Below are 25,672 nucleotides of genomic sequence, written 5' to 3' on the forward strand. Positions count from 1 at the left end.
CGCTACCTCGCCCGACGGATCTACCGCACACTCAACGCCAACAGCCTCGAACCGTCGCTACGTTGACAACCATAGAAGAGTCGCTTAACTGCGACCCAGTTGGGTGCCTACGCGGACTTTTGCGCCACGAGCTCAATCTCCACCAGCATCTGGGGATCGAGGAACGGCAGCACGTGTACCAGCGAGAGCGTCGGGCGGATCTCGCCAAAAACCTCACCGTGTGCGCGCCCGGCGTCTTCCCACTTGCTGATGTCAGTCAGGTACAGCTTGGACTGCACCACGTCCTCGTAGGAGAAGCCGGCGTCTTCCAGCACGGAGCCAAGCTTCTCCAGGATGTATTTGGTCTGCGAGTAGAAATCGTCCCCGACGATCCCGTCAGGCCCACTGGCCGCTGTGGCAGAAATGAAGAGGGTGTTGTCCACCTGGACTGCGCGGGAGTAACCAAGGGTCTGTTCCCAAACGGAACCCGTGCCGAATGTCTTGCGCATGCCGCGCCTTTCCTGTCGCTTCCCGGCCGGTTACCGGGTTTACGAGGAAACTTTATGGCTGCGCAAGCTCCAGCTTGTAAACGAACAGCTTTATGTCGGTACCCGGCACAAACCAGTCCCGCTCGGGGGCACGGTCAAAACCCGTCCGTTGGTACAACGCGTTGGCACTCTCCCACGTGGCGCCGGTGGTCAGGCATACGGCGTTGATGCCCTCGGTCGCTTTGGCCTGCTCGACGACGGCCTGCACCAATGCGCGTCCGGCGCCCGAACGCTGGACTGCCGGGTCTACAACGAGGGTTCGGAGCTCCAGCTCGCCTTCCAGGCCGATGTCCGAAAAGCCGCCTCCCGCCGGGGCTGCGGTGACGGAGCCGATCACACAACCGTCACGTTCGGCCACCAGGACGTCCGCGTGCTTCGCCCGGCCCGCGACGTCCTTGAGCTGTTGAAGGTACGGGTGGTCCGCGCTGCCGTAGTACCCCGCCGTGACGTAGGAGTCCTGTGTGATGCGGGCAACGGCATCATAGTCTTCGGGCAAGGCGGGACGGATAGTAATCGGCGAAAGCACCTGTCAATGGTAGTGGCAGCTTCCCGGCGAACAGCGCCAAAGTGCCCTTTCCGTGACAGAACTATCACCTGTCGCCCCGGAAAACCACGACGCCGGTATGTTGCGTCACGTTGACGGCTGCTGCGGGTATGGGCTGCTTTTATGTTGCCCCACATGGCCTGGAATTGACTCCCGTTGCGCGCCGTGAACCCGGGTTTCGTGGTGTTGCGGGCTCGTGTCGGACTGCTGGCGGAGCGGGTTGCGGCCATGTTTGAGTTGCCACCAAGCATTCCCCGGAAGAAAGAACAGGAGGAACGATGCCCCACGCCAACCCCAGTGCAACGCCGGCTCAAGCCTGCTGTCAGCTTTGCCTTCAGAACCCAGCGATCCCCACTGCTGCGCCCGTCTGACACCACTGACGCCGGGCTGCGGCCACCTCCGCACCTGAAAGGCTTTCCATGTCCCCCGCGACCCCTCGCGTCCACACACTCTTTACCTCGCACTCCCCCAACAACGGCTCCCGGCCCAACCGCCGCCACGTGCTCGGTGCCCTGCTGGCACTGCCCGTCCTGGCCGGTGTTACGGCCTGCAATGCAACCGCGGCAGTTAGTGGCCAGGCCACCCAGGCGGCCCAGGTCAGCACACCATTGCCCACAGCAGTCCCGCAAGGAACAACACTCGTGGTGGGCGATCCCGCCGTCCAGGTCGCCCTCGAATTGTCCGGCTTGGACAAGAAACTGAGCTTCCCGGTGAAGTTCGCCAACATTTCCGGCGGGCCCGCCACTACCGAGGCCTTCCGGGCCAACGCCTTGGATGTGGGCTCCGTGGCCGACATTCCCCCCATCCACGCGACGTGGACAGGACTGGAGGTGCGGATCGTGGCCAGCGCCTACCGCAAAGACGCCGTGAACCATCCGCTCTACGCACTGGGCATCGCTCCCGGCGCGGACATCAAGGACCTCCAAGGTTTGCGGGGTAAGAAGGTCGCCTACAGCCCAGGCCAGGCCCAGGGCGCACTGGTGCTCCGCATCCTGGAAAAAGCGGGCCTGCAGCAGGGCGATGTGAAACTCATCGAACTGCCGAGCACCGGCGATGCCTACTCCACCGCACTGTCCAGCAAGCAAGTGGACGCTGCACCCCTGGGAGGCGTCCAGATCAAGCGCTACCTCGCCAAATACGGCTCTGACGGCGGAACCACGCTCAGGCACGGACTTCGCGATGATCCCGGACACCTCTACACTCCCGCCAAAGTGCTGGATGATCCGGCCAAGGCAGCAGCTGTGGCCGAATACGTCGCTTTGTGGGGCCAAGCCCAGAGATGGATCCAGGACCACCCCAAGGAATGGCTTGAGGGCTACTACGTCAAGAACCAGGGCCTGTCCGCCGAGGACGGGCAGTACTTGATCGACGCCGCCGGCGAGCGCGACCTTCCCGTTTCCTGGACCGACGCCATCGCCCGTCACCAAGAGACCATCGACCTGCTGGCACGCGAACAGAAAAAGCCGAAGCTGGACGCCGCCAAGCTGTATGACCTCCGTTTCGAGACCATCGGCGGCACCGCCTACGCGAATGCAGGAAAGGCCCAGCCATGACCACCACTGCTACCCGCAGCGCACCGCTCACCAGCGGTGCCCCCTACGGACCCGACGCGGGCACCCGGCCGGCTACCGCCGTCGAGCCCCATCTCGACCCCACCTTGGCGGGTCGGCCCGATATCCGGCCCGGCAGTCGCCGTTTGGGTCCTGGGCCACGGCGCCGTTTCGCCGGTTTGGTGGGACCCTCCGCACTCGTCCTGCTGTGGGTTGTTGCCTCGGCAACCGGCCTGCTGGACCCCCGGATACTTTCCGAACCATGGACTGTGGTCAACACTGCGGGTGAATTGATCGCCGATGGCCGCCTTCAGGAACACCTCGCGATCTCCGCCCGGCGCGCCGGGTTGGGACTGTTCTTCGGCATTGTTGTTGGTGCCGTGTTGGCGCTGGTCTCCGGGTTGAGCCGGGTGGGTGAATCGCTCATTGACGGGCCGGTGCAGATCAAGCGCGCCATTCCGGGGCTCGCCCTGATCCCGTTGTTGATTCTGTGGTTCGGCATTGACGAGACCATGAAGGTCCTCACCATCACGCTGGGTGTCTTCGTCCCGATCTACCTGCAAACGCACGCCGGACTGCGAGGTATCGACCTGCGGTACGTGGAGTTGGCGCAAACCGTGGGCCTGGGCAGGGGTGGCTTCATCCGCCGCGTGGTCCTCCCGGGTGCGCTGCCCGGATTCTTCCTGGGCCTGCGCTTCGCTGTCACGGGGGCCTGGGTGTCCTTGGTGGTGGTCGAGCAGATCAATTCCACCAGCGGGATCGGCTACATGATGGAGCTCGCCCGCACATACGGCCAAACCAACATCATCGTCCTGGGCCTGGCCGTGTACGGCATCCTTGGCCTCCTGTCTGACGCATCAGTCCGGCTCCTCGAACGAAAGGCCCTCGCATGGCAGCGCACACTGGCGGGCTGACCGCCGCATCCCCCACCCGTGAAGTCTCTGTTCGCAACCTCATCCGCAGCTTCGGACCGAAAGGCGTCCTGAACGGGGTGGACCTGGACATCGCTCCTGGCGAATTCGTAGCCCTTCTTGGCCCGAGCGGTTGCGGCAAGAGCACGCTCCTGCGCGCGTTGGCCGGGCTCGACCGGGACGTCCGCGGCAGCGGTGTGGTACGAGTTCCGGAACAAGTCTCGGTGGTGTTCCAGGACTCCCGGCTCCTGCCGTGGGACACCGTCCTGGGCAACGTTACTTTGGGGTTGAAGGACCACGACGCCGATACCCACGGCCGCCGTGCCCTCGCCGAAGTGGGACTCGCCGGCCGTGAAAAGGCCTGGCCCCACGAGCTCTCCGGCGGTGAACAGCAACGCGTGGCCTTGGCGAGGTCCCTGGTCCGGGAACCGCGGCTGCTCCTGGCGGACGAGCCGTTCGGTGCCTTGGACGCACTCACCCGCTTGAAAATGCACGCACTGCTCAAAGACCTCGTGGCCGCACACCGTCCCGCGGTCCTCCTCGTCACCCACGACGTCGACGAGGCCATGACGCTCGCCGACCGCATCATCGTGCTCCAAGGCGGGCGCGTTGCCTTGGAGCGGCAGGCGGGGACCGGCGTCGAACATTCACCCCTGCGGCAGGAACTGCTGTCCGCGCTGGGAGTCCACGTATCAACGGGCATCCACGCGGCTGCCTGAACCCTTCCACCCAACCCCTTTCAACCAGACACCTACGGAGAACCATGACTACCGAACCACGCAAGCTCCACCTCAACGCATTCCTCATGAGCACCGGCCACCACGAGGCCTCGTGGCGGCTGCCGGAGAGTGATCCCTTCGCATCCACCAAAATCGAGCACTACCAGCACCTGGCCCGCACCGCCGAACGCGGCAAGCTGGACTCCATCTTCTTCGCCGACTCCCCCGTGCTGTTCGGGGAAGTCGGACGTCGGCCGGTGGGCAAGCTGGAACCCACCGTCCTCCTGACGGCAATCGCGGCCGCGACGCAGAAGATCGGCCTCATCGCCACTGCGTCCACCACCTACAACGAGCCCTTCAACCTTGCCCGCCGTTTCGCTTCCGTGGACTGGGTCAGCAGGGGCCGCGCCGGTTGGAACGTCGTGACGACGGCGGGACCGGACGCTGCGCGGAACTTCGGCGTGGACGACCAGCCGGCACACGCCGTCCGCTACGAGAGGGCTGCCGAGTTCCTTGAGGTCGCGCAGAAGTTGTGGGACAGCTGGGAGGATGACGCCGTGCTGGCGGACAAAGCCGAAGGTGTGTGGGGCGATTCCACCAGGATCCGGGCGATCGACCACGTGGGCAAGCACTTCCGCGTCCGTGGGCCGCTGAACGTTCCGCGCTCACCGCAGGGCCACCCGCTCATCGTCCAGGCAGGTTCCTCCGAGGACGGCAAGAAGTTGGCCGCCCAGTACGCCGAGGCCGTCTTCACTGCGCACCAGACCCTGGCCGACGCGCAGGCCTTCTACTCGGACCTCAAGGCACGCACTCTCGCCGCCGGCCGCGATCCCGAAGGCATCAAGATCCTCCCGGGCATCGTCCCGGTGATCGGGGCTACGGAGGCTGAAGCCCTGAAACTTGAGCGGGAGCTGGACGAGCTGATCAAGCCCGAATACGCCCGCGAACAGCTGGCGAAGACCCTGCGGCTGTCCCCGGAAGACCTTCCCCTGGACCGGCAACTCCCGGCCGACCTTCCCTCCGAGGACGAAATCGAGGGCGCCAAAAGCCGCTACACGCTGATCGTCGAACTCGCCCGCCGGGAGCAGCTTACAGTCCGGCAGTTGATTGGGCGTCTGGGAGGCGGGCGTGGACACCGGACCTTCTCCGGCACCCCCGAGCAGGTTGCTGATGCCATCCAGGACTGGTTCCAGGCAGGCGCGGCCGACGGCTTCAACATCATGCCGCCCGTACTCCCCTCCGGCCTGGAGATCTTCGTTGACCAGGTGGTGCCCATCCTTCAGCAACGCGGACTTTTCCGCACGGAGTACAGTGCTTCCACGCTGCGGGGGCACTACGGCCTGGACCGACCCGCCAACCTGTTCGCTGACCAGGAAGCCCGGGAGCTGACGTCGATCGGATCAGCTTTCTAGCGCTTCGGCCAGCTCCACAGTGGACCTTCAAGCGATCCGAGGCCTTTGATCCGTGTCTCGCCGAGGTCCTTGTAGAGCTCGTGTTCATAGGCCGCGCCGCTGTACCGCAGCGCCCTGAGCAAAGCCTCTGAGTGGGTCACCACGATCATCTGGCTGTTGGCACTGGCTTGGACGATGAGTCCGGCCAGTGCCGGCATCAGGTCGACATGCAGGCTAGTTTCCGGTTCGTTCAGCACCATGAGCTCTGGCGGCCTCGGCGTCAGGAGAGCGGCAGTCAAGAGGAGGAACCGCAAGGTACCGTCCGAAAGTTCAGCTGCTTTCATGGGTCGCAGCATGCCCGGTTGACGCAACTCCACACTGAAACGACCTTCGTTGACCGCAATCTCCAGCCGGCTTCCTGGAAAAGCATGCTCGACGGCGGCGGCCAACTGCCGCTCGAAGCCAACCTCGCGCAGTGTTTGGAGGGCGGCGGCCAGATCCTTCCCACTGTGGTGCAGTACAGGAGTGCGGGTGCCGAGCTGCGCCTGGCGGGCCGGCGCTTCAGGATCGGTTCGGAAGTGATCATAGAACCGCCACGAGCGAACCGAATCTCGAACGCGCAGGACCTCCGGAGCCCGGTCCTGGTCCGAAACTTCAGTAAGCATGCTCTCGAAAGTGTCCAGCCGCCGTGAAAGCCCGGTCCACTCGCCGTCCGGTCCGCGGAGCTTCGCGAGGCTTCCTTTACGGTCCACCAGGAGCGAGCCGGGCCTCGCAACCGGGCCGGAAAAGATCTGTTCACGCTTGATCTCGGGGTCAAGACTGAAGGCGGAGGGGCGGGGCTTGCCCGTGGTTTCGTCGAACCCTGCACCGCTGGATGAGGGCATGCCGAGATCCACGAGGTACCCGAAGTCATCCCCGGAGTACCCGAGCTTCAGGTTGACGGAGTCCCGCCGTACCGTCCCTTGAACGGGAACCTCGCCACGGCGCATGGCCTCGCTGATCGCCTCTGGACCTGCCCATAGGGTGGAGGCAAGCCCGCCGTCGCGGGCAAGGGACCCCACCACGTTTCCTGAGTCACCGCCGGCGCACTCCGCCAGCAAACGCAAGGCCCGGTACAGCGAGGACTTACCGCTTCCGTTGGCTCCGGTTACCACGTCAAGGCCGTGGAGCTCGATCGCCAGGTCCCGGATGGAACGGTAGTTGGCGATGGCGAGGGTCCTGATCATGGCCGCGTCACAAGGGGAACTTGCCGGAGAGTTCCAGAGTTCCGGCGCACATCCACGCCGCCAAGCGGTCCTCCGCACTGGGGCCGCCGTCCAGAGGGCTTTCAAGGCGCGGCCTGCGGACCCAGCAGCCGGCTTCCTCTGCTATCAGGGCACCGGCGGCGAAGTCATGCTCGTTGAGGCCGCGTTCGCCGAAAGCATCGTAGGTTCCGTCCGCCACGAGGCAAAGGTCCAAAGCCGCCGAGCCCAGTCTTCGCACATCGGCGAAGCCGTCCATCAACTCGGCAAGTCCTGCCACCTGGCTTGCACGAGTGGCCGGGTCATAGCTGAATCCGGTAGCCAGGATCAACCCTCTCCGCTCCGGGACCGGCCCGGCAAGGCGTGTGCGTTCTCCCGCCACCTCAAGCCACGCTCCGTGGCCTCGTGCCGCCGAATAGATGCGTCCCAACGCCGGTGCGTGCACCACGCCGGCCAGCCATGCGCCGTCGGGATCCGCTACGGCCACCGACGTGGCGTAGTAGACGATGTTGCGGATGAAATTGGTGGTTCCGTCCAAGGGATCGATGGACCAGCGGTACCCGGACGCTTGTTCCGGGCGTGTGGTGCCATGCTCTTCCCCTGTGATGGCGTCCCGGGGGCGGTCAGCAACGATTGCTTGCCGGACCGCATTCTCTGCGGCGACGTCGAACTCCGTGACCCAGTCACCGGCATCGCCTTTGTTCGAGACACCCAGTCCGTCACCGCCGGTGCCGCGTGCCGACCTTGCCCCGAGCACGGCCGCGCCGGCAGCGGCTGCCCTCTTGGCTACCTCCAGCAGTTCCAAGGCATCCGGGCGGCTCAGTCCGTCCGTCATCCGGCGGATTCTTCCGCCGGCACTGCCTCAGCAGCGGCGTCTTCGGCCTCAGTCCCGGATCCGAATGCCGCCGGTCCCTTGGCCAGCAACTCCCGGAATCCGTCCTCATCCAGCACGGGAACTCCGAGCTGTTCGGCTTTATCAAGCTTGGTACCGGCGCTCTCGCCGGCCACCAGGTAGCTGGTGTTCTTCGACACGGAACCCGCAGCTTTGCCACCTCGGATAATGATGGCTTCCTTCGCTTCGTCCCGGCTGAAGTTGGGCAGGGTTCCCGTCACCACCACAGTGAGGCCTTCAAGGGTTCGCGGCACCGAGGTATCGCGTTCGTCCTCCATGCGCACTCCGGCGGCAGCCCAGCTGTCCACGATCTCGTTGTGCCAGTCCACGGCGAACCACTCCTTGAGTGCCACGGCAATCGTGGGGCCTACGCCGTCAACGTGGGCAAGCTGTTCCTCCGTGGCGTTGCGGATGGCGTCCATGCTGCCGAACGCCGTTGCCAGGGCCCGGGAGGCCGTGGGGCCGACATGCCGGATGGACAGGGCCACCAACACACGCCAGAGCGGTTGCTTCTTCGCTTTTTCCAGCTCAACGAACAGTTTCTCTGTGGTTGCCGTCGGCTTGGACGGGGACTTGGCCGTGGCTTTGGTGTAGAAGTACGGGACGAGCTCGTAAGTACCTGTGCCTACGCCCTTGGATTTCTTTTCCCTGCGGATCAGCACGTTGGCCAGATCCTCTCGGGTCAGGCTGAAAAGTGCGGCCTCACTGGTCAGTGGCGGAGTCTCGGGCTCGGCAGGTTGCGTCAGCGCAATCGCAGCTTCCCAGCCCAGGGCCTCGATATCGAAGGCGCCACGGCTGGCCACATGGAACACGCGCTCGCGCAACTGCGATGGGCAGGACTTTCCGTTGGGGCAACGGATGTCCACGTCGCCTTCCTTGGACGGCGCCAAGGGGGTCCCGCAGGACGGGCACTCCGCGGGCATGACGAACTCACGTACCGGCGGGTCCTGTTTGTCGCGCAACGCCAACACCGGGCCCACGATTTCCGGGATGACGTCGCCGGCCTTGCGGAGGATCACGATGTCGCCGATCATGACGCCCTTGGCCTTGACGACATCCTGGTTGTGCAGCGTAGCCATCCCGACAGTAGAGCCGGCGACTTTCACGGGCTCCATGAGGCCAAAAGGCGTGACGCGGCCTGTGCGGCCCACGTTGACGAGAATGTCCAGCAGCTTCGTGTGGACTTCTTCCGGCGGGTACTTGTAGGCAGCTGCCCACCGTGGCACGCGCGAGGTGTAGCCGAGAGCCCGTTGCGTGGCAAAGTCATCGATTTTGACCACGATGCCGTCAATCTCGTGGTGGAGGTCGTGCCGGTGCTCGCCGTAGTGGGCGATGAACTTCAGGACGCCTTCAAAGGAATCGAGGACTTTGAAGTACGGACTGACCGGAAGTCCCCAGCCTTCCAGCAACTTGTAGGTCTCGGATTGGCTCTGTGCCTCGAGGCCTTCCCGGGCACCGATGCCGTGCACGAACATGCTCAGTGGCCGTTTGGCTGTTTCTGCCGGGTCCTTCTGGCGGAGTGAACCGGCGGCGGCGTTGCGCGGGTTGGCAAGCGGCGCTTTCCCGGCAGCTACCAGTGCCTCGTTGAATTCTATGAATGCCTTGGAGGGGATGAACACCTCACCACGGATCTCCACTTCCGAGGGGTAGCCCGAGCCGCTGAGTTGCCGCGGGATCTCCTTGATGGTGAGCACGTTGTGGGTAATATCCTCACCCGTGGTGCCATCACCGCGGGTGGCGGCACGGACCAACTGGCCATCCCTGTACAGCAGGTTCACGGCCAGGCCGTCGATCTTCAGTTCCGTCAGCCAGGCGATGTCCGGCACGCGGTCCCCGAGCTTGGCTACGGAAGCTTCGGCCTTGCGGACCCAGGCTTCGAGTTCCTCCAGGGAGAAAACATCATCGAGGCTGTACATGCGCTGCAGGTGCTCAACGGCAGCGAACGCGGCAGAGACTTCACCGCCCACCTCCTGGGTGGGGGAATCGTTGGAGACGAGCTCCGGATGCAGCGCTTCGAGTTCTTCGAGTCGCCGGTACAGGCGATCGTACTCGGCATCCGAAACAGTAGGAGCGTCCTCCTGGTAGTACGAGTATCGGTACTTCCGGACAAGGTCCACCAGTTGCTCGTACTCGTCCCGGAGATTCTCCGACGGCGGCGTCCCCTCCTCGGCGACGATGGCTGCGGCGGATCCGCCGGCTGTGGTTTCGACCCGATCTGGATTCTCTGGTGTGCTCACACGTCTATCTTGCCGTAAGGCCACGACAATATTGCCTTAGTGCTCCGAGAGCCGGTTCTTGCTCCACAGTGCGAAGACCAGTCCACCCAGGCCGATCAACAACACGCCGCCACCCAAGGCGAACAGTCCTAGCATGTTGGGCCCCTCCCATGATGAGGAGGCCATGACCGCGGCCTGTGTTTCCTTGCCCCTATCAATCGGCGTGTTCCAGTTGGAGGACTTCGACGGGCTTGGGGTGGACGAAGGAGTGGGGGTCGCCGACGCGCTGGCCGTCGCAGTCGCCGTCGTCGTGGTTTCCGGAGCCGCCGACGGCGTTGGCGTCACCTGGGATGCCGCCGTCACGGGAGCAACGACGGCCGGTTGGGGCGCCTGCACCGCCGGGGCCGGGCCCGCCGGGGCGGGAGCCGGTGGCTGCTGGGCTTCACGCACAATGGTCGGTTGAGGCTTGGGCGTCGGCTTGGTCTTACCGGCCTCGGGTGCCAGGACCGGTTCCGTGGGGGTGGGCTCGGTCGGAGCGGTCAGCGCCGGACACGTCCCGCCCGTTTCGGGTACGCAAGGGGCTGCCTGCGCAGACCCATGCGGCACCAACCAAACGCCGGCGGCGAGCAGGGCTCCCGCCAGGATGATGGGCACGCGGCGTCCCGGGGCAGATGGCACAACGGCAGGAGGAACGGTGCGTTGCATGGAGCTTAACCTCGCTTGGGGCGTTGGGGCGCTTGGGCGATCCGGGAAGGGCAAATGCTTCCGGCATCCTCCTACAAGAAGCCGCGTGGATGCAAATCCTAGCTCCGGTTCTCAGGCGGCATGGCGATCTGCAGCTTGCGTACCTTGCCTCGTCCCACGATGTAGCCCCGGCCCGGAATGAAGTCCTTGCTGATACGGCCCAGGGACGTATTGAGAAGGCTGTCCCCCTCCACGTCTCCCGGATTCAGCAGCAGGCCGCGGCGACCCGACTTGAACGGCTGCGCCAGGGACCAAGCCTGCGACCACGTGGACGTTTCGGACTCTCCCACCACCCACTGGTCTGCCTTGATGGCCGCCGTGACCAACCGTCCGATCCCTGATTCGGCGAGCGTATCCGTGAATTCCGTGAGGCCCTCGATGAAGATGGCCATGGAGCCCGGGTTGTCCGTGGCTTTGTCGATCAGATCGTCGACGACGTCCGAGACCTCATCCGGCCCGACGAGCGAGCGGCTCCAGATATTCAGGGATGCTACGGCTGAACGACGGGATCCGATGTAGATAAAGTCCGTGCGGGGGTTGGACCGGCGCAGCGCGTAAGCCAAAGTGACCAGGGCGACGGTACGCCCGGCACCCGGCGGACCGGCCAGCAGGAGCGAGCCCTTGGCCGCGATGGCAGCAGACCCCAGCGTCTCGTCGTCGACGCCAATCACGGGGTTGTCCGCAACGCCGGTGGGCAGGATGTCCAGGTCCACGAGCTCCGGCAGCCTCTGGATCTGCGGCGCTTGTTCGAGTCCCTGGCGCAGCATGGCCTGGCTGAGCTTGGACACTTCGCGTGCCTGCAGCGCAAGGTTCGAGTTGCCCCCCAGCACTGCCAATTGGACCTCGAGTCCGTCCAGCAACCCACGCCCGGGAGGCGAGGCTGCGTTGAGGACATCCTTGGGCACGTCCAGCGTCATGTAGTCGTCCTCCGAGCTGAGGCGCAGGACCAGCCGCTTCTGGATGGAGGCAAGCAACGACGCCGGTACGGAGTTGGTGCGGTCACCGCTGACGACCAAGTGGATACCAAGGGGACGACCATCCGTAGCGAGCTGCAGGAAGATGTCCCACAGCGCTGAGAGGTTGCTGTACTCGTAGCCTTCGCGGAAGGAGGACATGCCGTCGACCAGCACGAAGATCCGCTTCTCATCCGGTCGGTTGGCGAGCTGGCGGTACTCGACGATTGTGGCTGCCCTGACCTCGGCAAAGCGGGCGGCCCGATCGTCGGCAATCTCCTTGAGCCACCGCAGGAGGCGGCCCACCCGCTCAACGTCGTCGCCGTTGATGATCTCGCCCACGTGCGGAAGACCATCCAACATCTTCAAGCCGGACGAACCACAGTCGATGCCGTAAACGTGCACCGGTCCTCCGCGCGGTGTTACGGCGGCGGCAATGGCAATTCCACGCAGCGCCGCCGACTTGCCCGAACCACCCGTTCCGTAAACGGCCATGTTGCCGTCCTTGTCCGGCTCGTAGAAGACGGTGGGCTGGTCCTGGTGGGCGGGATCGTCGGCAACACCGAGCAGGAGGCGTTCATCCGTGCGCGGGTTCGGCAGCTTGGAGAAATCGTAGGTGGTGGCGAGTTCGTTGAGCCACGGCTTGCGCGGGGGCTCGATTGCCAGGACGTCTGCTGCCCTGATGATGTTGGCCGTCATCCTGGCGATGTCATTGGGACCTGCGGGTTCCTCCTCGACCGAAGCAAGGGGTGGCGGCTCCCACGACGGACCGGATCCGAAGGCCATCTCCACGATGTCGATCCGTGGTCTCTGCGGTTTATCCGTGGTCCAGCCGCCCGCATATCCGGTTTGGAAGCCTTGGATCCGCCCCGGCCCCGTCTTCGCGGCGCCGCGGCCGGGGATGGAAGGATCGAAGTAGGCGGCCGTGGGAACGCCGAGAATATCCACGGCATCCACTTCGTCGGCCATGCGCAGCGCAACGCGAAGGTTGGTGTTGGCCCGGAGGTTGTCCTTGATGACGCCGGCGGGCCGCTGGGTGGCCAGGATCAGGTGCAGGCCCAGGGAACGGCCACGTGCGGCAACGTCAACCACGCCATCGACGAACTCCGGGACTTCCGTGGCCAACGCCGCGAACTCGTCCACGATGATGATCAGGTACGGCGGCGCTTCGGGGTCGGCTTCGCGCTGCAAGGCCAGCAGATCCTTGGCTTTCTTCCGGTTGAGCAGCCGTTCGCGGTAGTGGAGCTCGGCGCGCAACGAAGTCAGGGCCCGGCGGACCAGGTGCGGCGAGAGGTCCGTCACGAGGCCCACAGTGTGCGGCAGGTGGAGGCAGTCCGCGAAGGCGGCACCGCCTTTGTAGTCCACGAAGAGGAAACTGACCCGGTCCGGGCTGTAGGCCGCAGCCATGCCCATCACCCAGGACTGCAGGAATTCGGATTTACCGGCACCCGTGGTTCCGCCGACCAGTGCGTGCGGCCCCTCGTTCTTCAGGTCCAGGTAGAACGGCTCCACGCCCTTGGATCCCACCAGCGCGCGAAGGCTTCCGTTGTCCTTGCGGTTGGGCACGGCCGTTGCATGGACCGAGTTGTTCTCCTGCCACCGTTCGGCCACGGCCTGTGGATTGTCCATCAACTCCTTGCCGATCAGCGTGGCGTAGGAGACGGCACGTGGAAGGTCGGAGTCGTCCTCCAGCGGGTTCCCAACGTCCACCAGCGGGGACATCATGCGGGCCAGCTGCGTGGCGAGGCCGGTGTCGAGGCTTTCGCAGCTCACCGGGTAGGTGTGCCGGCCCAGCCTGACCTGGCCGGTGGTGGTGCCGTGGTCGCCGTCGACGGAGAGGAAATCACGGCATGCTGCCGGCAAGGACTGAACGTTGGCTGCTACCCACATGACGTGGACGCCAAAGTCCGGTCCCCGTTCCACGAGGCGGGTGAGCCGTCCTCTGTCCACGGGGGCGTCGTCCTCGACTACCACCAGGATCGCCGGCACTACCGGGCCGGGAATTTCTTCATTCTCGTCCTTCAAAGCGGGACGAGGCTGCGGGCCGGGTTCGGTGGCGAGGGCTTCGCGCTGCTCCACGAGGTCTTCCAAACGGGACAGCAGGGAGGCTCCGGCGCCCGGGCCGGCAGCAAGGTGGTCACCGGACAACGGGCTGTGGCCGGACCCGACGTGAGGGAGCCACTGCAACCAGTCCCAACGCTCACGGGAACGGCCGGACGTCAGCGCGGTCAGCACCAGCTCAGCCGGCGAGTGGAGTCCTACAAGCTGGAGAACCATGCCACGGGCGACGTCGTCCACAACGCTGCGCTCCCCCGCAACGCCAAAGGATCCGGACGTCCGCAGTTGCGACACGATCGGCACGCCTTCAATGATCCGGACCTGCTGCAGGCATTCCTGGATCTCCCGCATGTATCGGGGCTCGGTATCGTTGGCGCCGGGTTCGTCGAACTGAATGCGCGACGGCGCGGACCCCAGCCCGAACCGGACACCCAGGAAGTGCTGATGCTCGGGGCGGTTCGTCCAAAGGAGCGGACCGAGCTTGTAGATCGCATCCACGGTATCGCTGACCGACGGCGCCTCCTGCAAGCGGACGGCGCGCTCAATGTTCTGTTGCCTGTCGATGTCCTCACGGAAAGCAAGCATGGCAGCCTTGAACTGCTTGTGGCCTTCCTTCGCTTGGCGCTTGCCCTGCATTTTATGGTCCACATAATGGCCAACAATGAAGAGCGGCATCATGGCCATGAAGAGCACGGAGAGCAGGTTCTGCGTGAAGGCAAAGAGCACCCCGCCCATCAGCAGCGGCGCGATCAGCATGATGTACGGGAACGGCTGATGTTCCGGACGCTTCGGGCCCGCGGGAGGTACCCGCTTGGGTGATTCAAAACGCGGCAGCACCCGTGGCGAGCGGTTGAAATCAACCAGCGGAGATGTTGGACCGCCTCCGTGGTTCCGCGACAGGGCGACGACACCCACGGATGTATCGCCCAGCGTCACGGTGTCCGAAGATTCGAGCGTGGCACGGGTTACTGGAAGCCCGTCCATGAGGAGCCCGTTGGCTGAGTTCGTGTCCACGATCTCCACGGTTTCGCCCACGGTGATGCGGGCGTGGCGCTTGGACGTCAGCGGGTCCGTGAGCCGGATATCGGCGTCCCGGTCCCGGCCGATGTAGCTGGTGCCGAAAGGCAGGGAAAACTCGCGGCCGACGTCGGGCCCTGACATGACGCGCAGAGTGGCGGCAGCGGGTCCTCTGCCGTTCCCGTGGGGGCCGCCGTTCGCTCCGAATTGTTCGCTCACTTGCGCGAGCGAAACCTTGGATCCGGGCCGGAGCCCGGATTCGAGCAGGTTATCCGAGGGGTTGAGGACGTGGCCGGACAGCCCGCCGCCAACGAACGCTTCGTCCACGCTGATGGACAGGTTCGACGGCGGTTCGGTCCCCTTTCGTGCGGGGTCGGCGGTCCAAAGCTCGGTGGCAATGTCCGCCACGGTGGCACGGCCGTCTACGGTTACGGCGAGGTCCTTCGCTTCCGCGGGGTCCCGCCGCAGGGTCAAACGGAACTTCATGCGTCGTCGGCTCCAGTCATAATTTCAAGGAGGTGCAGATCAGCGGGTGTCACCAGATGCGACGTGACAGCGTGTTCCACCAGCCGTGCACGGCGGTTGGTGGCCAGTTTGCCGGCACCGCCACGCAAGCCCACCACCCCCACGCGGTCCAGCTTGTCGCAGACGTTGTCCAGCTTCCGGTTGAAGCGGGTCAGTGCCCAGCCCAGCCGTTTGGCTGCCTCGGCCGATGACGGAATCGCGCTGAAACCGGTCCCTTCGCGTCGCAGCATGGGTTCGGCCAAGGCAACGATCAGCGCCTTCTGGGAATCGGTGAACACCACCGGACCAATGGTTGTGTCGCCTGCCTGGTCCTGATCGCGCGCTTCGTGACGGAATGACGGTGTTTTCAGGTGCACGGCGAACTCGTAGGTGGTGGGGCCGGCGGTGAAGATGACGTTCGTGTGGCTGAAGACCAGCGGAATCCGGGCACCGGGGGCCAGCCAAGCCTGCATCCCACCTGAGCCATCAGCGATGGTGGCAGACAGCATGCTGCCGACGTTGCTGAGCCACCAAATGCCGTCGTAGCGGGCGATCTGCAGGAAGCGCCGGTGGAGGTACGGGTTGTCGTCGACTTCCAGGTCACCTTCACGGCCGATGTTGAAGATGTCCTCGTCCGATGGTTCGTACCATTCTCCACAGAAATCTATTGCTAGATCCCCCATGATCTGTGCCTCCTCGGTCGGCGGTAAATAAGTGTCATGTGCCGGCTAGTCCTCAACGCAGGCTGTTGAACCGGGGCCTCCGGGAGAGGCTGTGCCGTCGGCACGGACAATGATCACCTGGATGCAGAGCTCTGTGTCCCCACCAAACCATGCCCGTGCACGGGGCTCCGTTTCGGAGGTGTTGTACTCACTTTCGGTGAGCAGGACCGTTTTGTAACGCCACTTGTACGTATCACCGTCCTTGGGCTGGGGGTTCGTCCACGAGAAGTCGGCAAAGTCGGGCTTTTCGGGATCCCGAATGCCCACGAGCCCCTCCACGTCCGGAACACCGCCGTCTCCAAGTGCGTCGGCAGGCGGCTGGCTGGCGGTCTCGGTGGGCACCGCCTTGGGTTGCGCGTTGGCCCCGAGGACCACGCCAACGACGACGGCGACAGCCAGCACCGCCGCGCCCGTCGCCGCGAGCCACAGGTTACGTTTGCCGTGGTTGGCCGGTTCGGCTTCTCCCGACGCGGCAGCGGGCGATTGCACCGCAGAGCGCGCGACGGTGGCGTCGACGGCGTCCTGCCGGCCGGATGGCTGCCAACCCCGCAGGACCGTTGACTCCGAATTGCCCGGAGGAGTTGTTTCCGGCGAGTGGAAGGCGGCGGGTGGAAGCTGCGGTGCCTGTCCGGTGACGGGTGAGGCACCGGGCCGGGTTTGCCCGGGCAAGGTGGAGGGGAACGTGCGGGCCGGGAACGTCGGTGCAGAGCCGGTAGTCGCCGTCCCGGACGCGTCCGGATCGATCGAGGCGATACTCCGGACCCTGGTTTCCTCGAAGTTATCGTCCGGGTGGTCATCGCCGTGGCCCGGTTCCTCAAGCACCTCGAAGGGCGTCACCGACAGGTTCAGTTCCGTCTGGATCCGCTGCAGTGCCAGGGCAAAGGCATGGGCGGAGGAGTAACGCGAGTCCGGCGACTTGGCCATGGAGGTCGCCAGGACCAGTTCCAGGGATTCCGGCACGTCCGCGCGGCCCAGCCTGGGAAGCGGGGAGTTGGTGATCCGCGCTATCAGTTCCCGCTGGGAATTATCCTGCCCCGGCAGCACGAACGGCGAACGTCCGGCCAACAGGGTGTACAGAGTGGCACCGAGTGCCCAGATGTCCACGGGTACACCGTCTACCGGTCCCCCGCGGAATTGCTCAGGCGGAGACCATGGGATGGACATACCCGCGTCGTCGTCAGTATCTGCACCGATGGTGCCGGAGATGCCGAAGTCGGTGAGGGCGGGGCGGTTGTAGTCCGTCACCAGGATGTTGGCGGGTTTGATATCCCGGTGGACGATGCCCGCACGGTGGGCGGTTTCGACGGCGGAGGCCACTTGGATGCCGACGGCAAGGACCTCGTCCACGCTGAAGCGCTGACGGCGGTAGCGCACATCGAGGCTCGGCCGGGAGCAGTACTCCATGGCGAGGTAGGAGTGTCCGTCCTCCGTGATCTCGGCCTCGAAGATCGTCACGATGTAGGGGTGGGAGGACAGCTGGGCCATCAGGTTCGCTTCGGACTCGAAGCGCCGACGCGCACCTTCGGTCTTGAGATCCGACAACAGGACCTTCACGGCTACTTTCCGGCGCGGCCTGTCCTGCTCGTAGAGGAACACATCGGAAAAGCCGCCGGAACCCAACAGGCTGACGTACTTGAAGCCGGGGATGGCGGGAGGCGGCGCGGGGGGCCTCTTGGAACTCAAAGAATCTCCTCGAAACGCAATGAAATGTTGTCGCCCAGTTCAGCGATGTCACCGTCCAGCAGGATTGCCATCTCGTTCTGGGCAAGGCGGCGCGGGGCCTGCCCTTCCCTGACGAGCACGGTGCCGTTGGTTGCCTTGAGGTCGCACAGCATCACGTGCCACCCCTCCAACCGAACCTCGACGTGGGATCGGGAAATGTCCCCGCCCGGGCTCTCCACCTGGATCAGGCGGGGCATGGTTCCGCCCTGCACACGCGACACTGAGGGCTGCCGGCCGATGATGAGCGACTGCTCAAGGTCGATCAACTCGCCCGTGGACAACCGCATCCTGCCCAGGCGCGGCCGGGGCACCTGAACGGCATCGCCCGACAATGGCGAGCCGCAGGCAGCGCACTGCGGGTACGTCGGCGGGTTTGCGTGCCCTTGGGAGCACACGCGTGCCAAAACGCTGGGACCATTGCCAGCTGCCGGGTCCTCTTGCGGCTTGCCGGCTGGAGTTGCCGCCTCGCCCACGACGCTGCTCTTCATGATGGTCTGGCCGTCATGGTCGAAGTCCTCGACGCCAGGCGCGATGGGAGGTGGTGCCGCGATCGGAGGCGGCGCAGGAACCGATGGCGGGCCGGCGGGCGGTTGCGACCACCCGGCAGGGACCTGCGGTGCCGGCTGGGACGCCTGCTCCGCGGCGCTGCTGCGTAGCCACGGAACCGAGTCGATCAGGCCCTGGGCGGGAGCCGCTCCTTCCTGGTCCTGCACTCCTTGCCGTTCCTGCACCCCTTGCCGTTCCTGCACCCCGTTCCGTTCCTGCTCGACGGCGGAACCTCCGACGGCGGCTTTCCCGCCTTCCGCTGTAGCCGGTTCGACCGTCTGGGGTGCTGGCGTTGATTCGGGTGCTGGAGCCGGGGTTCCAAGGAGCGCTGGGGCATCATGTCCGTCGGAGTCCGCGTCCAACCTCACCGCTGCATCTTCGATGTTCCGCATGACCGTTTTGTCCCACAGGTGGTCATAGTTGGTGGTGGTCTCCAACGCCGGGACGATGGGATCCGTGGTGCTTGTGTGCACCGGGACGTCCTGTGAGTCACCGGAGTCATCCTCAGGCGCGGCTTGGCCGGGTTCCTCGGCAAATTCGGCGGGCTCATTGGCGGCGGCAACAGCCTCGTCAGTGGGAGCACCAAGCCCCTCAGCGGGTACGGCATCAGCCCCGAGCTGGGCGGGCGCGATGGTCAGTCCCAGATCAGCCTCCGTAAAGCCGATCATGGTCTCATCGGATACACGCCGCTCATCTGGTTGAGGATGTTCGTCAAAAACAGGCCGTTCATCCGGCACATGCCGCGAATGAGAAACACGCGGCTCAGCAGCGGGATCAAGCACAACTTCAAGTGAGGCGAGCCGCACTACGCCTTCAGTCAACGGCAAGCCGCCGTCCGGCGTCGAACCGGTGCCCGGGCCAATCTGCAAGCTGTACGAATCCGCGGCAGGCAGGCGGCGCTCCGTCCACGTTGTAACGTCCCGGCCGGAAAGGTGCTCTTCCCCCGTAGGCAGAGTGACGGCGAGCTCAAGGTCACCGCGCAGGAAGACGCGGAGGCCGTCCTTGGAGTCGATGATGCCAAAGGGCGGGATTCGGCTCAGCGAGACACCGAAGGCGTCGGTGACAGCATGGAGGACTTCGTGGGCCTCGGGTTTGGACGCAAGCAATTCCCACACGGAGTGAACCAAGGCGGGAGTGGTGTCGGACCCGAGCAATACGACAGTGCCCTGACGGACGATAGCGAACCAGTCTCCGCCTTGGTAGCGGGTTTCAGCCCCGGGGCTATCGCTGGCCATCAGCAGGCTCCTCCGTGTCAGTACCGGTGACCCAGGCCCTGGGGAGGGTGTCCTCCTCCACCTCGGTTTCGCTTTCCGGCCGTGGCGCGGTGGTGGCGATGCCGGCGTCGTTCAGGACGTTCTTGGCGTCCACCACAATCACGGTGACGTTGTCGCGTCCGCCGCTGCGGAGGGCCGCCTGGATCAGGGCGTCAACGGCGTCCTGCGGATGCGCCACAGTGCTGAGGATGCGGAACATATGGTCATCGCCCAGTTCGCCGTTGAGCCCATCGGAGCAGACCATGATGCGGTCGCCTTCCTGGATGGGCAACAACCAGAAATCAGCCTCGGTCTCGTCGCCCGTGCCCAAGGCCCGTGTCACGACGTGCCGGCGAGGATGGATGGCGGCTTGGTCAGCCGTGATGTCACCGGAATCCACCAATTCCTGGACTTCGGAGTGATCCACGCTGATTTGGGCGAACTCCCCTTGGCTGAGGCGATAGGTCCGGGAATCACCGATGTTCATGACCAACCAGTACGGCACACCCATTTGTTCAACCACCACGACGCCGGAAAGCGTGGTGCCGGCGCGCGCCCCCGTTGCCTTGCGGATGCTGGCGTCGGCCTTCAGCAGGCAGGCCTGAAGGTCTGCGGCCGAAGCTGTACGGACCCCTGCGGCCAATTCCGGGGCGCTGCCCAATGTCCGCACGCACATGCCGCTCGCGATTTCACCGGCCTCGTGGCCGCCCATGCCGTCCGCGACAGCAAAGACGGGATCCGAGGCGATAAACGAATCCTCGTTCAATTCGCGCCTGAGGCCACGGTCTGTGCCGTAACCATAACTAAGCCGGAAGGAAGATCCGCCTGCAGCGGGATCGGCGTCGGCAGGCGTTGCCGGCTGTGAGTTCATGCTTGTCCTAGGTGGAAGGAACGGTCCCCGAAGTGAACGGTGGAACCGGGGCGGACGAAGACTGCTTCGCCTGGATGCAACCGCGTTTGGATGCCATCGGGCGTTGTGACGGCGCTGCCGTTGGTGGAGTTGCGGTCAGTCACCCAAACACCATCACCGTCGGTGCGAAGATGCAGGTGGGTCTTGGAAATGGACCGGCCCGGATCAGAGACCGGAAGCAACTGCTCGGCCGTTTCGCCGGGCTGCGGCGCGGGGTTCCGGCCCAAAAGCGCAGTGCCTGCCAACTGGACGTCCTGGCCGTCATCCACGCGGATGCGGAGCGCGGCTTGTCCACGGGAGGGCGCACCGGGACGCATCCGGGTCCGCTCTACGACATCGTCAGGGTGGGCGGGCTGCAGCACTGCGGGAGCCTGGGCGGATACCTGGGGAACAACAGCAACGGGCCGCGAAGCCGCAGGCGGATGCCACTGGTTCGGATCATGCGAAGGTTGTTGCTTAACGGAGGCCGTCGGCACGGGGGAAGCCACAGGCTGCACGGGCGGCAGGTCCACAGGAGCAAAGCTGTAAGGGCCCTGAATACCACCCGTAGTCACCGGGTTCCGACCCGCGCCTACGTCGAAGACCAGTGATTTCGCGGCTTTGTCATGCCAGCCACGCAGCTTGCCGTTGCTGTCCCATGCGTTGGAAACAACCACGAGGATGGCCCAGGCCACTCCGAGGACCATGACGGGAAGTGCGATCCAAAGGACGAGGCCGAGCAGCCCAAGGCCAAGGAACACGGCTCCGACGATGGTCCCCAGCAACAGGAGCCCCCCGGTCAGGATGCCGCGAACGAAGACCACTCCTGCGCCGGGCGCGTAGCCGTCGGCATCAGTGCTGCGGATGCCCATGAGTTGGTTGCCGATGGTGTTGCCGGACTTGGCTTCGAGCGCAAGCATCACGAAGATGTAGACCACGGTGACGCCCAGGCCGATGCTGCCCAGAAGGACAAGCAACCCGGTGTCGTAGACGATGAACCCGTTCCTGCGTGTTTGGGTGATACCGGCGATGCCGATCGCGAAGGTGGTCGCCAGCACAGCAATGGGTCCCAGCCAGTCGAGCACCGCCGCGCCCAGACGCTTCCCGGCAGACCCCGGCACCAGCTCAAGCTGCGCAGTCATGGTAGTCCCTCCCCCTGGTCCCGCTAGTAAGCCTGTTCCTGCACCGTGTGCCGATCGCGAACCATCCGGGTGACCTGCTCCCGGCGGCGTTGAAACCGGCGACGACGCTACCGAGATACTACCGGGATCGGGCTGACCCTGACGGTTTGCGAAGTCCAGGGCAGCTTTCTGCGACTGGTTCACGTTCCGTTCCTTCCGGGCACCCCGGTTGCTGAGCGGCGAGCCGCAATACGTGCAAAACGCCGCGCCCGGGCGGACCGCGTGGCGGCACGCCGGGCACAGTTCAGCTTCACTGGCCATCAGACTTGCCCTTCTTGAGGTATTCACGTCGGCGCAGTGCCGCGCGTCCGTCCGACAGCAATGAACGCGGGGAGAAACGGGCCTGCTGCCGTTTCCAGAAGCCAACGCTTCCCGTGATGTCGTCCAACGAGGAATCCACGATCTCCCAGTACTTCTTGACCTCTTCCTCGCTTGGCTGGCCTGCACCGAAGACCGCGGCGTCGGCCCTGTGCGCCAGCATCGTGGTGGTGTTGCCTGCGTTCGGGAAGGCATCGGCAAGGACAGTGGCAGACTCACGGCGGGTCGACTTGGGGTCGATGGAGGCACCCATATCCGTGGCGAGGCTGATCACCTCGTTCCACCCTCCGCCGACCCGCTGGGCCGGGTGGCCATCACGGAAGCGGGCCTTCCGGCGTCGGGCCTTCAGCAGAAGGATCAGCAGCAGCGGCACGGCGAGAATCCCCAAGGGAATCAACGCAACGCCGATGGCGGCAAGCAACGGACCCCAGAACAGCCACGGGTTGTCCTTCTTCTCGTCGGCGTCCAGGGCGTCCGGAGTGGAGTCCGGTGGCAGGTCTGCGGGCTCCTGCGGCGGAGGCGGAGGCTGCAGCACCTGGGGCTTGGGCTTGGATTTGTTCTCCGGGTCCGGCGGAATCGGTACGTTGTCCTTGGGCGGAGTCGGATCGAAGGCAACCCAACCAACGCGGTCGAAGGCGACCTCCACCCAGGCGTGCACGTCCTTGCCCGTGATCTTGACGTCGCCGGCACCGTTTTCCGGACTCTTGGGATCCGGATAGAACCCCATCACGACGCGGGACGGAATGCCGAGGTGGCGGAGCATGAGGGACATGGACACGGCGTACTGTTCGTCGTCGCCCAGCATCTGCTTGGCAGACAGCAGATTGCGGACACGGGCCGCGCTGTGTCCCGGCAAGCTCGGCACCTGGCCCTCAGCGACCAAGCCGTTGCTGAAGGCACCGCTCTTCTGGAAGTGGGCTTCGATCTGCCGGACACGGTCAATGGCTGTCGGAGCATCAGCCGAAAGTTCGTTGGCCTGTGACGCCACAATGGGCGGGACTTCCTGGGCTTCCGGCAAGGTGAGCTTTGCGAAGTCGTACTGAGTCAGCTGGCCATGTTCCAGTACGCCCGGGTCGGAAACCTGGACCGTATACGTATCGCCTTTGGCGAGGCCTTTGGTGGTCACGGCTGTGTCAGTGCCGGCGTTGAAGTAAAGACCCGACGCTGCCCCCGAGCTCTGCAGGAAACTCATGCCGGTAGTGTGACGGCCACCCGGAACGAAGTAGCCCTGGTAGTCCTCGATGCTGATTTCCAGTGTGTAGTTGGACCCGGCAACAGGGCTTCCCGTATCGGCCAGGGTATTGAGCGAGCGGGCGTCGCCGACCTTGCTGAAGTTGCCGGAGCTGTTCGGATCCATGGTGTAGTTCAAGCCGTTGAAGGCATCCAGCGCCGCCAAGCGGACGCGCGCGTCCTTCGGCAAGCCCTTGACCGTGAACAGCGTGGTGTCCTTCTCGTCCTTCACGAAGTTGCGGAAACTCGCCAAGGGCGTGATGTAGTCCCGGGGATCGAAGGGCGGCACGATAGTGTTGCGCAGCACCTTGCGGTCATCGCCCGCCGTGACCACGGGCGAGGCGATCGCCGTGACGCCAACCGCCACCGCGATGACGCCTGCAGCAGTCCCCAGCCGACGAAGCTTGCCGCGGCGGGCCGCACCGGCGTCGGAATCCGGCCTGTTGGCCGAAACTGTCCGCGTACTGCTTTGCCGCAAGGCTTCCCGGCGGAACGTGGCCCACACGATGGAAACAATGGTCAGCGACACGCCCCGTTCCACGTTGAGAAAGCCCGCGCTGGTGCTGAAGGCGATACCGGTCACAAACAGCACCAGCACTGGAAAGAGCGGCCAATAGGGGCTCCTGAGGCGCCACGCCAACAGGCCGGCGGCCAGCGACATGAGCAGCGAGCTCAAAAAGGGCACGATCAGCATGCCGTTCGCGGTGCCCACCGGGACGCCAACAGTCAGCATGTCCTTCCATGCGAACACGATTCCCAGCAACAAAGTCCGCAGGGAGTCCAGGCTGGGCAGGAAACCGAGCACTGCGGTGTCGGGGACCGCCAGCGCAGAGCCGAACAGCATGTAGGCACCAAAGGCCATCGCCGTGGTGATCAGCAGTCCAAGCCGAAGGTGCGCATTAAGGACCGCCAAGCCGAGACCCAGAACGATTCCGCCCACTCCGGCGATCAGGTAGTAGGGGTCTCCCCCGAAGCTCAGGCTGAAACCCAGCACGCCCAGGAACAACAGGACCGCCAAGGCGCCGCAATCCACCGCGAAATGCCATAAAGGACGGCCGTCCTGGAAGACCGACGATTCCGAGCGGTTGGCTGCCCTGCCGGCTGTCCGTTTGCCCTGCCGCGAACGATCGCGAAGATTCGGCGCGGTGCTCATGCTGCCGCCTTTCGAAGAACGATGGCCAGGTCGTCAAGGTCGCCCACCGTCAGGACCGTGAGGTCAGCGATGTTCGCCCTCGACGGCGCCGCGCCGGGTTGGACCCGCACGGCAAGGCTGCGGACACCGGGCGGGACGGACGCCGCCGCGGAACGCAACTGGGTTGCCGTGACGTGGCTGCCGACGACGAAAAAGACCACGGAAGCGTTCGGGACCGTATCGGCCAGGGTCCGGGCGAGGTCGACGGCGGTCTTCCGCATGGGTGCCCCGACGATCCTCGTCATGTCATCCAGCAAGTTGCGGCCGGTCTCACAGCGCAGCGGTCCCTTCTGCGTCAGGACGTCCAGTTCGCGCTGTTCACGGATAGCCTGGCGGCCAATGGATGCGGCCACGGAAATTGCCATCTCAAATTCCGGTTCCGAGTCGTACTCATCGGTGTTGATGGACAGTGATACGGCAAGGTGCGCGCGGCGTGTCTCCTCGAACTGGCGAACCATGAGCTTGTTTGTCCGGGCGGTTGTCTTCCAGTGGATATGCCGGCGGTCGTCCCCCGGCACGTAGTCGCGCAGCGCGTGGAAGGATACGTCGGCGCTGGAAAGCTCCGTGGTGGGCATGCCTTCCAAATCCCGGATGAACCCTGCTGCCGAGCCACCCAATGGGACAGTCCGTGGATGCACGAAAAGGTCCACGGGCTCCGTCCACAGGACACGCCGGCGGAGAAGGTGAAGCGGGTCCGCCCGCACGGACCTCACAGGTCCCACGACGATCACGGCACGGCGCGCCGTAGGAATGGTGAACAGGTCCTCGTGCACCTGTGCCGGCTTCATGCGCGGCAAGTGGAAGATCGCCGTTGCAGCGCCCACGGGAAGCTCCAAAGCGGCCGGCAGCAAGGGCCTGGCCGACACATTGGAGACCGCAATGCTGCCCACCGCATCATCCCCTACGGCAACCCTGGTCCTCGCCAGGTCAAGCACCACCCCGTACGCCGAGCGTCCCACGATGAAAGCCACCGCCAGCACGAACAAGAGGAACGCAACCAGGGCGGCCGACTTCGCCTCCTGCCAGCCCCACGACTGGCCTACGATCCAGAGACCAACAGCCGTGGCAAGAACCACCCAACCGAGCACGCTCACCACCGAAAGCACGGGCCAGGCAAACCGCAACCACACGTCGCGGACCTTGGCCCACGCAGGGGCAACAAACTCCCCTGCCGTCCCGATCGCCTCCGACCAGACGGCCGCTGGGTGAAGCTTGCCGGACTTGCCGTTACCGGGACCGCGGAGGGCGCGGATCTTGCCGCCAAGCGCCGACGATGCGCGCTTGAGCGATTCAGCAGCCCTTTTCAGGGGTGTGCTGGAGGACATGTTGGGGACCTTTGTTCGAACCGGGAG

At 64.9% G+C, this 25,672-nt stretch carries 18 protein-coding genes and 1 pseudogene; 4 read left to right on the forward strand and 15 right to left on the reverse strand.

All coding sequences use genetic code 11. From position 1 onward, the window contains the following. Window positions 1-107 precede the first annotated feature (107 nt). Both AB0N65_RS12970 and AB0N65_RS12975 read right to left on the reverse strand, forming a co-directional pair. Entirely contained in the window at window positions 108-488 is a 381-nt protein-coding gene (locus AB0N65_RS12970) for a RidA family protein (protein ID WP_364161923.1), read from the reverse strand. A gap of 52 nt (window positions 489-540) precedes the next feature. Next, entirely contained in the window at window positions 541-1,053 is a 513-nt protein-coding gene (locus tag AB0N65_RS12975) for a GNAT family N-acetyltransferase (RefSeq protein ID WP_364161926.1), read from the reverse strand. 437 nt (window positions 1,054-1,490) lie between these two features. Here AB0N65_RS12975 and AB0N65_RS12980 point away from each other — a divergent pair, with 437 nt between their 5' ends. From AB0N65_RS12980 to AB0N65_RS12995, 4 genes are read left to right on the forward strand one after another with little or no spacing between them, the layout of a single operon-like run. Further along, window positions 1,491-2,624: an ABC transporter substrate-binding protein gene (locus AB0N65_RS12980; RefSeq protein WP_364161929.1), complete on the forward strand. Its 1,134-nt coding sequence runs from the start codon at window positions 1,491-1,493 to the stop codon at window positions 2,622-2,624. Next, window positions 2,621-3,535: an ABC transporter permease gene (locus tag AB0N65_RS12985; RefSeq protein WP_364161931.1), complete on the forward strand. Its 915-nt coding sequence runs from the start codon at window positions 2,621-2,623 to the stop codon at window positions 3,533-3,535. Before AB0N65_RS12980 ends, AB0N65_RS12985 begins: the two co-directional genes overlap by 4 nt. Then, window positions 3,511-4,251 (forward strand): ABC transporter ATP-binding protein, encoded by a 741-nt coding sequence (locus AB0N65_RS12990; protein WP_364161934.1) that lies wholly within the window; start codon window positions 3,511-3,513, stop codon window positions 4,249-4,251. Before AB0N65_RS12985 ends, AB0N65_RS12990 begins: the two co-directional genes overlap by 25 nt. A gap of 44 nt (window positions 4,252-4,295) precedes the next feature. Further along, complete coding sequence (locus tag AB0N65_RS12995; protein ID WP_364161937.1) at window positions 4,296-5,663, forward strand: LLM class flavin-dependent oxidoreductase; 1,368 nt, start codon at window positions 4,296-4,298, stop codon at window positions 5,661-5,663. On the opposite strand, the gene AB0N65_RS13000 is transcribed toward AB0N65_RS12995, so the two are convergent. From AB0N65_RS13000 to AB0N65_RS13060, 13 genes and pseudogenes are all read right to left on the reverse strand, one after another. Next, window positions 5,660-6,868 carry an AAA family ATPase gene (locus AB0N65_RS13000; protein ID WP_364161940.1) on the reverse strand — a complete coding sequence of 403 codons (1,209 nt, stop codon included), beginning with the start codon at window positions 6,866-6,868 and terminating at the stop codon, window positions 5,660-5,662. The genes AB0N65_RS12995 and AB0N65_RS13000 overlap by 4 nt on opposite strands. 7 nt (window positions 6,869-6,875) lie before the next feature. Continuing rightward, entirely contained in the window at window positions 6,876-7,718 is an 843-nt protein-coding gene (locus AB0N65_RS13005; RefSeq protein ID WP_364161943.1) for an inositol monophosphatase family protein, read from the reverse strand. After that, window positions 7,715-10,012, reverse strand: a complete 2,298-nt coding sequence (gene ligA / locus AB0N65_RS13010) for an NAD-dependent DNA ligase LigA (RefSeq protein ID WP_364161946.1) — start codon at window positions 10,010-10,012, stop codon at window positions 7,715-7,717. The genes AB0N65_RS13005 and ligA overlap by 4 nt, the downstream gene beginning before the upstream one ends. A gap of 36 nt (window positions 10,013-10,048) precedes the next feature. Beyond that, window positions 10,049-10,696 carry a hypothetical protein gene (locus AB0N65_RS13015; protein WP_364161949.1) on the reverse strand — a complete coding sequence of 216 codons (648 nt, stop codon included), beginning with the start codon at window positions 10,694-10,696 and terminating at the stop codon, window positions 10,049-10,051. A gap of 98 nt (window positions 10,697-10,794) precedes the next feature. After that, window positions 10,795-15,249: an FtsK/SpoIIIE domain-containing protein gene (locus AB0N65_RS13020; protein WP_364161952.1), complete on the reverse strand. Its 4,455-nt coding sequence runs from the start codon at window positions 15,247-15,249 to the stop codon at window positions 10,795-10,797. Continuing rightward, window positions 15,246-15,950, reverse strand: coding sequence for a hypothetical protein (locus AB0N65_RS13025; protein WP_364161954.1), 705 nt, complete (start codon window positions 15,948-15,950; stop codon window positions 15,246-15,248). Before AB0N65_RS13025 ends, AB0N65_RS13020 begins: the two co-directional genes overlap by 4 nt. A 45-nt stretch (window positions 15,951-15,995) precedes the next feature. Next, entirely contained in the window at window positions 15,996-17,672 is a 1,677-nt protein-coding gene (locus tag AB0N65_RS13030; protein WP_364161957.1) for a serine/threonine-protein kinase, read from the reverse strand. Beyond that, window positions 17,669-19,492: a hypothetical protein gene (locus AB0N65_RS13035; protein ID WP_364161960.1), complete on the reverse strand. Its 1,824-nt coding sequence runs from the start codon at window positions 19,490-19,492 to the stop codon at window positions 17,669-17,671. The genes AB0N65_RS13030 and AB0N65_RS13035 overlap by 4 nt, the downstream gene beginning before the upstream one ends. Continuing rightward, on the reverse strand, window positions 19,479-20,381 hold the full coding sequence (locus AB0N65_RS13040; RefSeq protein ID WP_364161962.1) for a protein phosphatase 2C domain-containing protein: 903 nt from the start codon (window positions 20,379-20,381) through the stop codon (window positions 19,479-19,481). The genes AB0N65_RS13035 and AB0N65_RS13040 overlap by 14 nt, the downstream gene beginning before the upstream one ends. Continuing rightward, entirely contained in the window at window positions 20,378-21,541 is a 1,164-nt protein-coding gene (locus AB0N65_RS13045; protein ID WP_364162159.1) for an RDD family protein, read from the reverse strand. The genes AB0N65_RS13040 and AB0N65_RS13045 overlap by 4 nt, the downstream gene beginning before the upstream one ends. A 219-nt stretch (window positions 21,542-21,760) precedes the next feature. Then, window positions 21,761-21,841 (reverse strand): annotated as a pseudogene (locus AB0N65_RS13050) (zinc-ribbon domain-containing protein); the annotation flags it as partial. After that, the gene (locus tag AB0N65_RS13055) at window positions 21,831-24,281 is read right to left on the reverse strand and encodes a transglutaminase domain-containing protein (RefSeq protein ID WP_364161965.1); all 2,451 of its coding nucleotides are present in this window, start codon (window positions 24,279-24,281) and stop codon (window positions 21,831-21,833) included. The pseudogene AB0N65_RS13050 and the gene AB0N65_RS13055, both read right to left, overlap by 11 nt. Beyond that, entirely contained in the window at window positions 24,278-25,645 is a 1,368-nt protein-coding gene (locus AB0N65_RS13060) for a DUF58 domain-containing protein (RefSeq protein WP_364161968.1), read from the reverse strand. Before AB0N65_RS13060 ends, AB0N65_RS13055 begins: the two co-directional genes overlap by 4 nt. Window positions 25,646-25,672 lie beyond the last annotated feature (27 nt).

The organism is Paenarthrobacter sp. NPDC089322, from assembly GCF_040684895.1.
Lineage (GTDB): Bacteria > Actinomycetota > Actinomycetes > Actinomycetales > Micrococcaceae > Arthrobacter.

What these genes read in the sequence shown, in the direction of transcription:
- AB0N65_RS12995 (WP_364161937.1), top strand. Translation starts at nt 4,296, where the DNA reads ATGACTACCGAACCACGCAAGCTCCACCTCAACGCATTCCTCATGAGC.
- AB0N65_RS13020 (WP_364161952.1), bottom strand. Translation starts at nt 15,249, where the DNA reads ATGAAGTTCCGTTTGACCCTGCGGCGGGACCCCGCGGAAGCGAAGGAC.
- AB0N65_RS13040 (WP_364161962.1), bottom strand. Translation starts at nt 20,381, where the DNA reads ATGAACTCACAGCCGGCAACGCCTGCCGACGCCGATCCCGCTGCAGGC.
- AB0N65_RS12990 (WP_364161934.1), top strand. Translation starts at nt 3,511, where the DNA reads ATGGCAGCGCACACTGGCGGGCTGACCGCCGCATCCCCCACCCGTGAA.
- AB0N65_RS13025 (WP_364161954.1), bottom strand. Translation starts at nt 15,950, where the DNA reads ATGGGGGATCTAGCAATAGATTTCTGTGGAGAATGGTACGAACCATCG.
- AB0N65_RS13060 (WP_364161968.1), bottom strand. Translation starts at nt 25,645, where the DNA reads ATGTCCTCCAGCACACCCCTGAAAAGGGCTGCTGAATCGCTCAAGCGC.
- AB0N65_RS13015 (WP_364161949.1), bottom strand. Translation starts at nt 10,696, where the DNA reads ATGCAACGCACCGTTCCTCCTGCCGTTGTGCCATCTGCCCCGGGACGC.
- AB0N65_RS12980 (WP_364161929.1), top strand. Translation starts at nt 1,491, where the DNA reads ATGTCCCCCGCGACCCCTCGCGTCCACACACTCTTTACCTCGCACTCC.
- AB0N65_RS13005 (WP_364161943.1), bottom strand. Translation starts at nt 7,718, where the DNA reads ATGACGGACGGACTGAGCCGCCCGGATGCCTTGGAACTGCTGGAGGTA.
- AB0N65_RS13045 (WP_364162159.1), bottom strand. Translation starts at nt 21,541, where the DNA reads ATGACTGCGCAGCTTGAGCTGGTGCCGGGGTCTGCCGGGAAGCGTCTG.
- AB0N65_RS13035 (WP_364161960.1), bottom strand. Translation starts at nt 19,492, where the DNA reads ATGGCCAGCGATAGCCCCGGGGCTGAAACCCGCTACCAAGGCGGAGAC.
- AB0N65_RS12970 (WP_364161923.1), bottom strand. Translation starts at nt 488, where the DNA reads ATGCGCAAGACATTCGGCACGGGTTCCGTTTGGGAACAGACCCTTGGT.
- AB0N65_RS13055 (WP_364161965.1), bottom strand. Translation starts at nt 24,281, where the DNA reads ATGAGCACCGCGCCGAATCTTCGCGATCGTTCGCGGCAGGGCAAACGG.
- AB0N65_RS12985 (WP_364161931.1), top strand. Translation starts at nt 2,621, where the DNA reads ATGACCACCACTGCTACCCGCAGCGCACCGCTCACCAGCGGTGCCCCC.
- AB0N65_RS13000 (WP_364161940.1), bottom strand. Translation starts at nt 6,868, where the DNA reads ATGATCAGGACCCTCGCCATCGCCAACTACCGTTCCATCCGGGACCTG.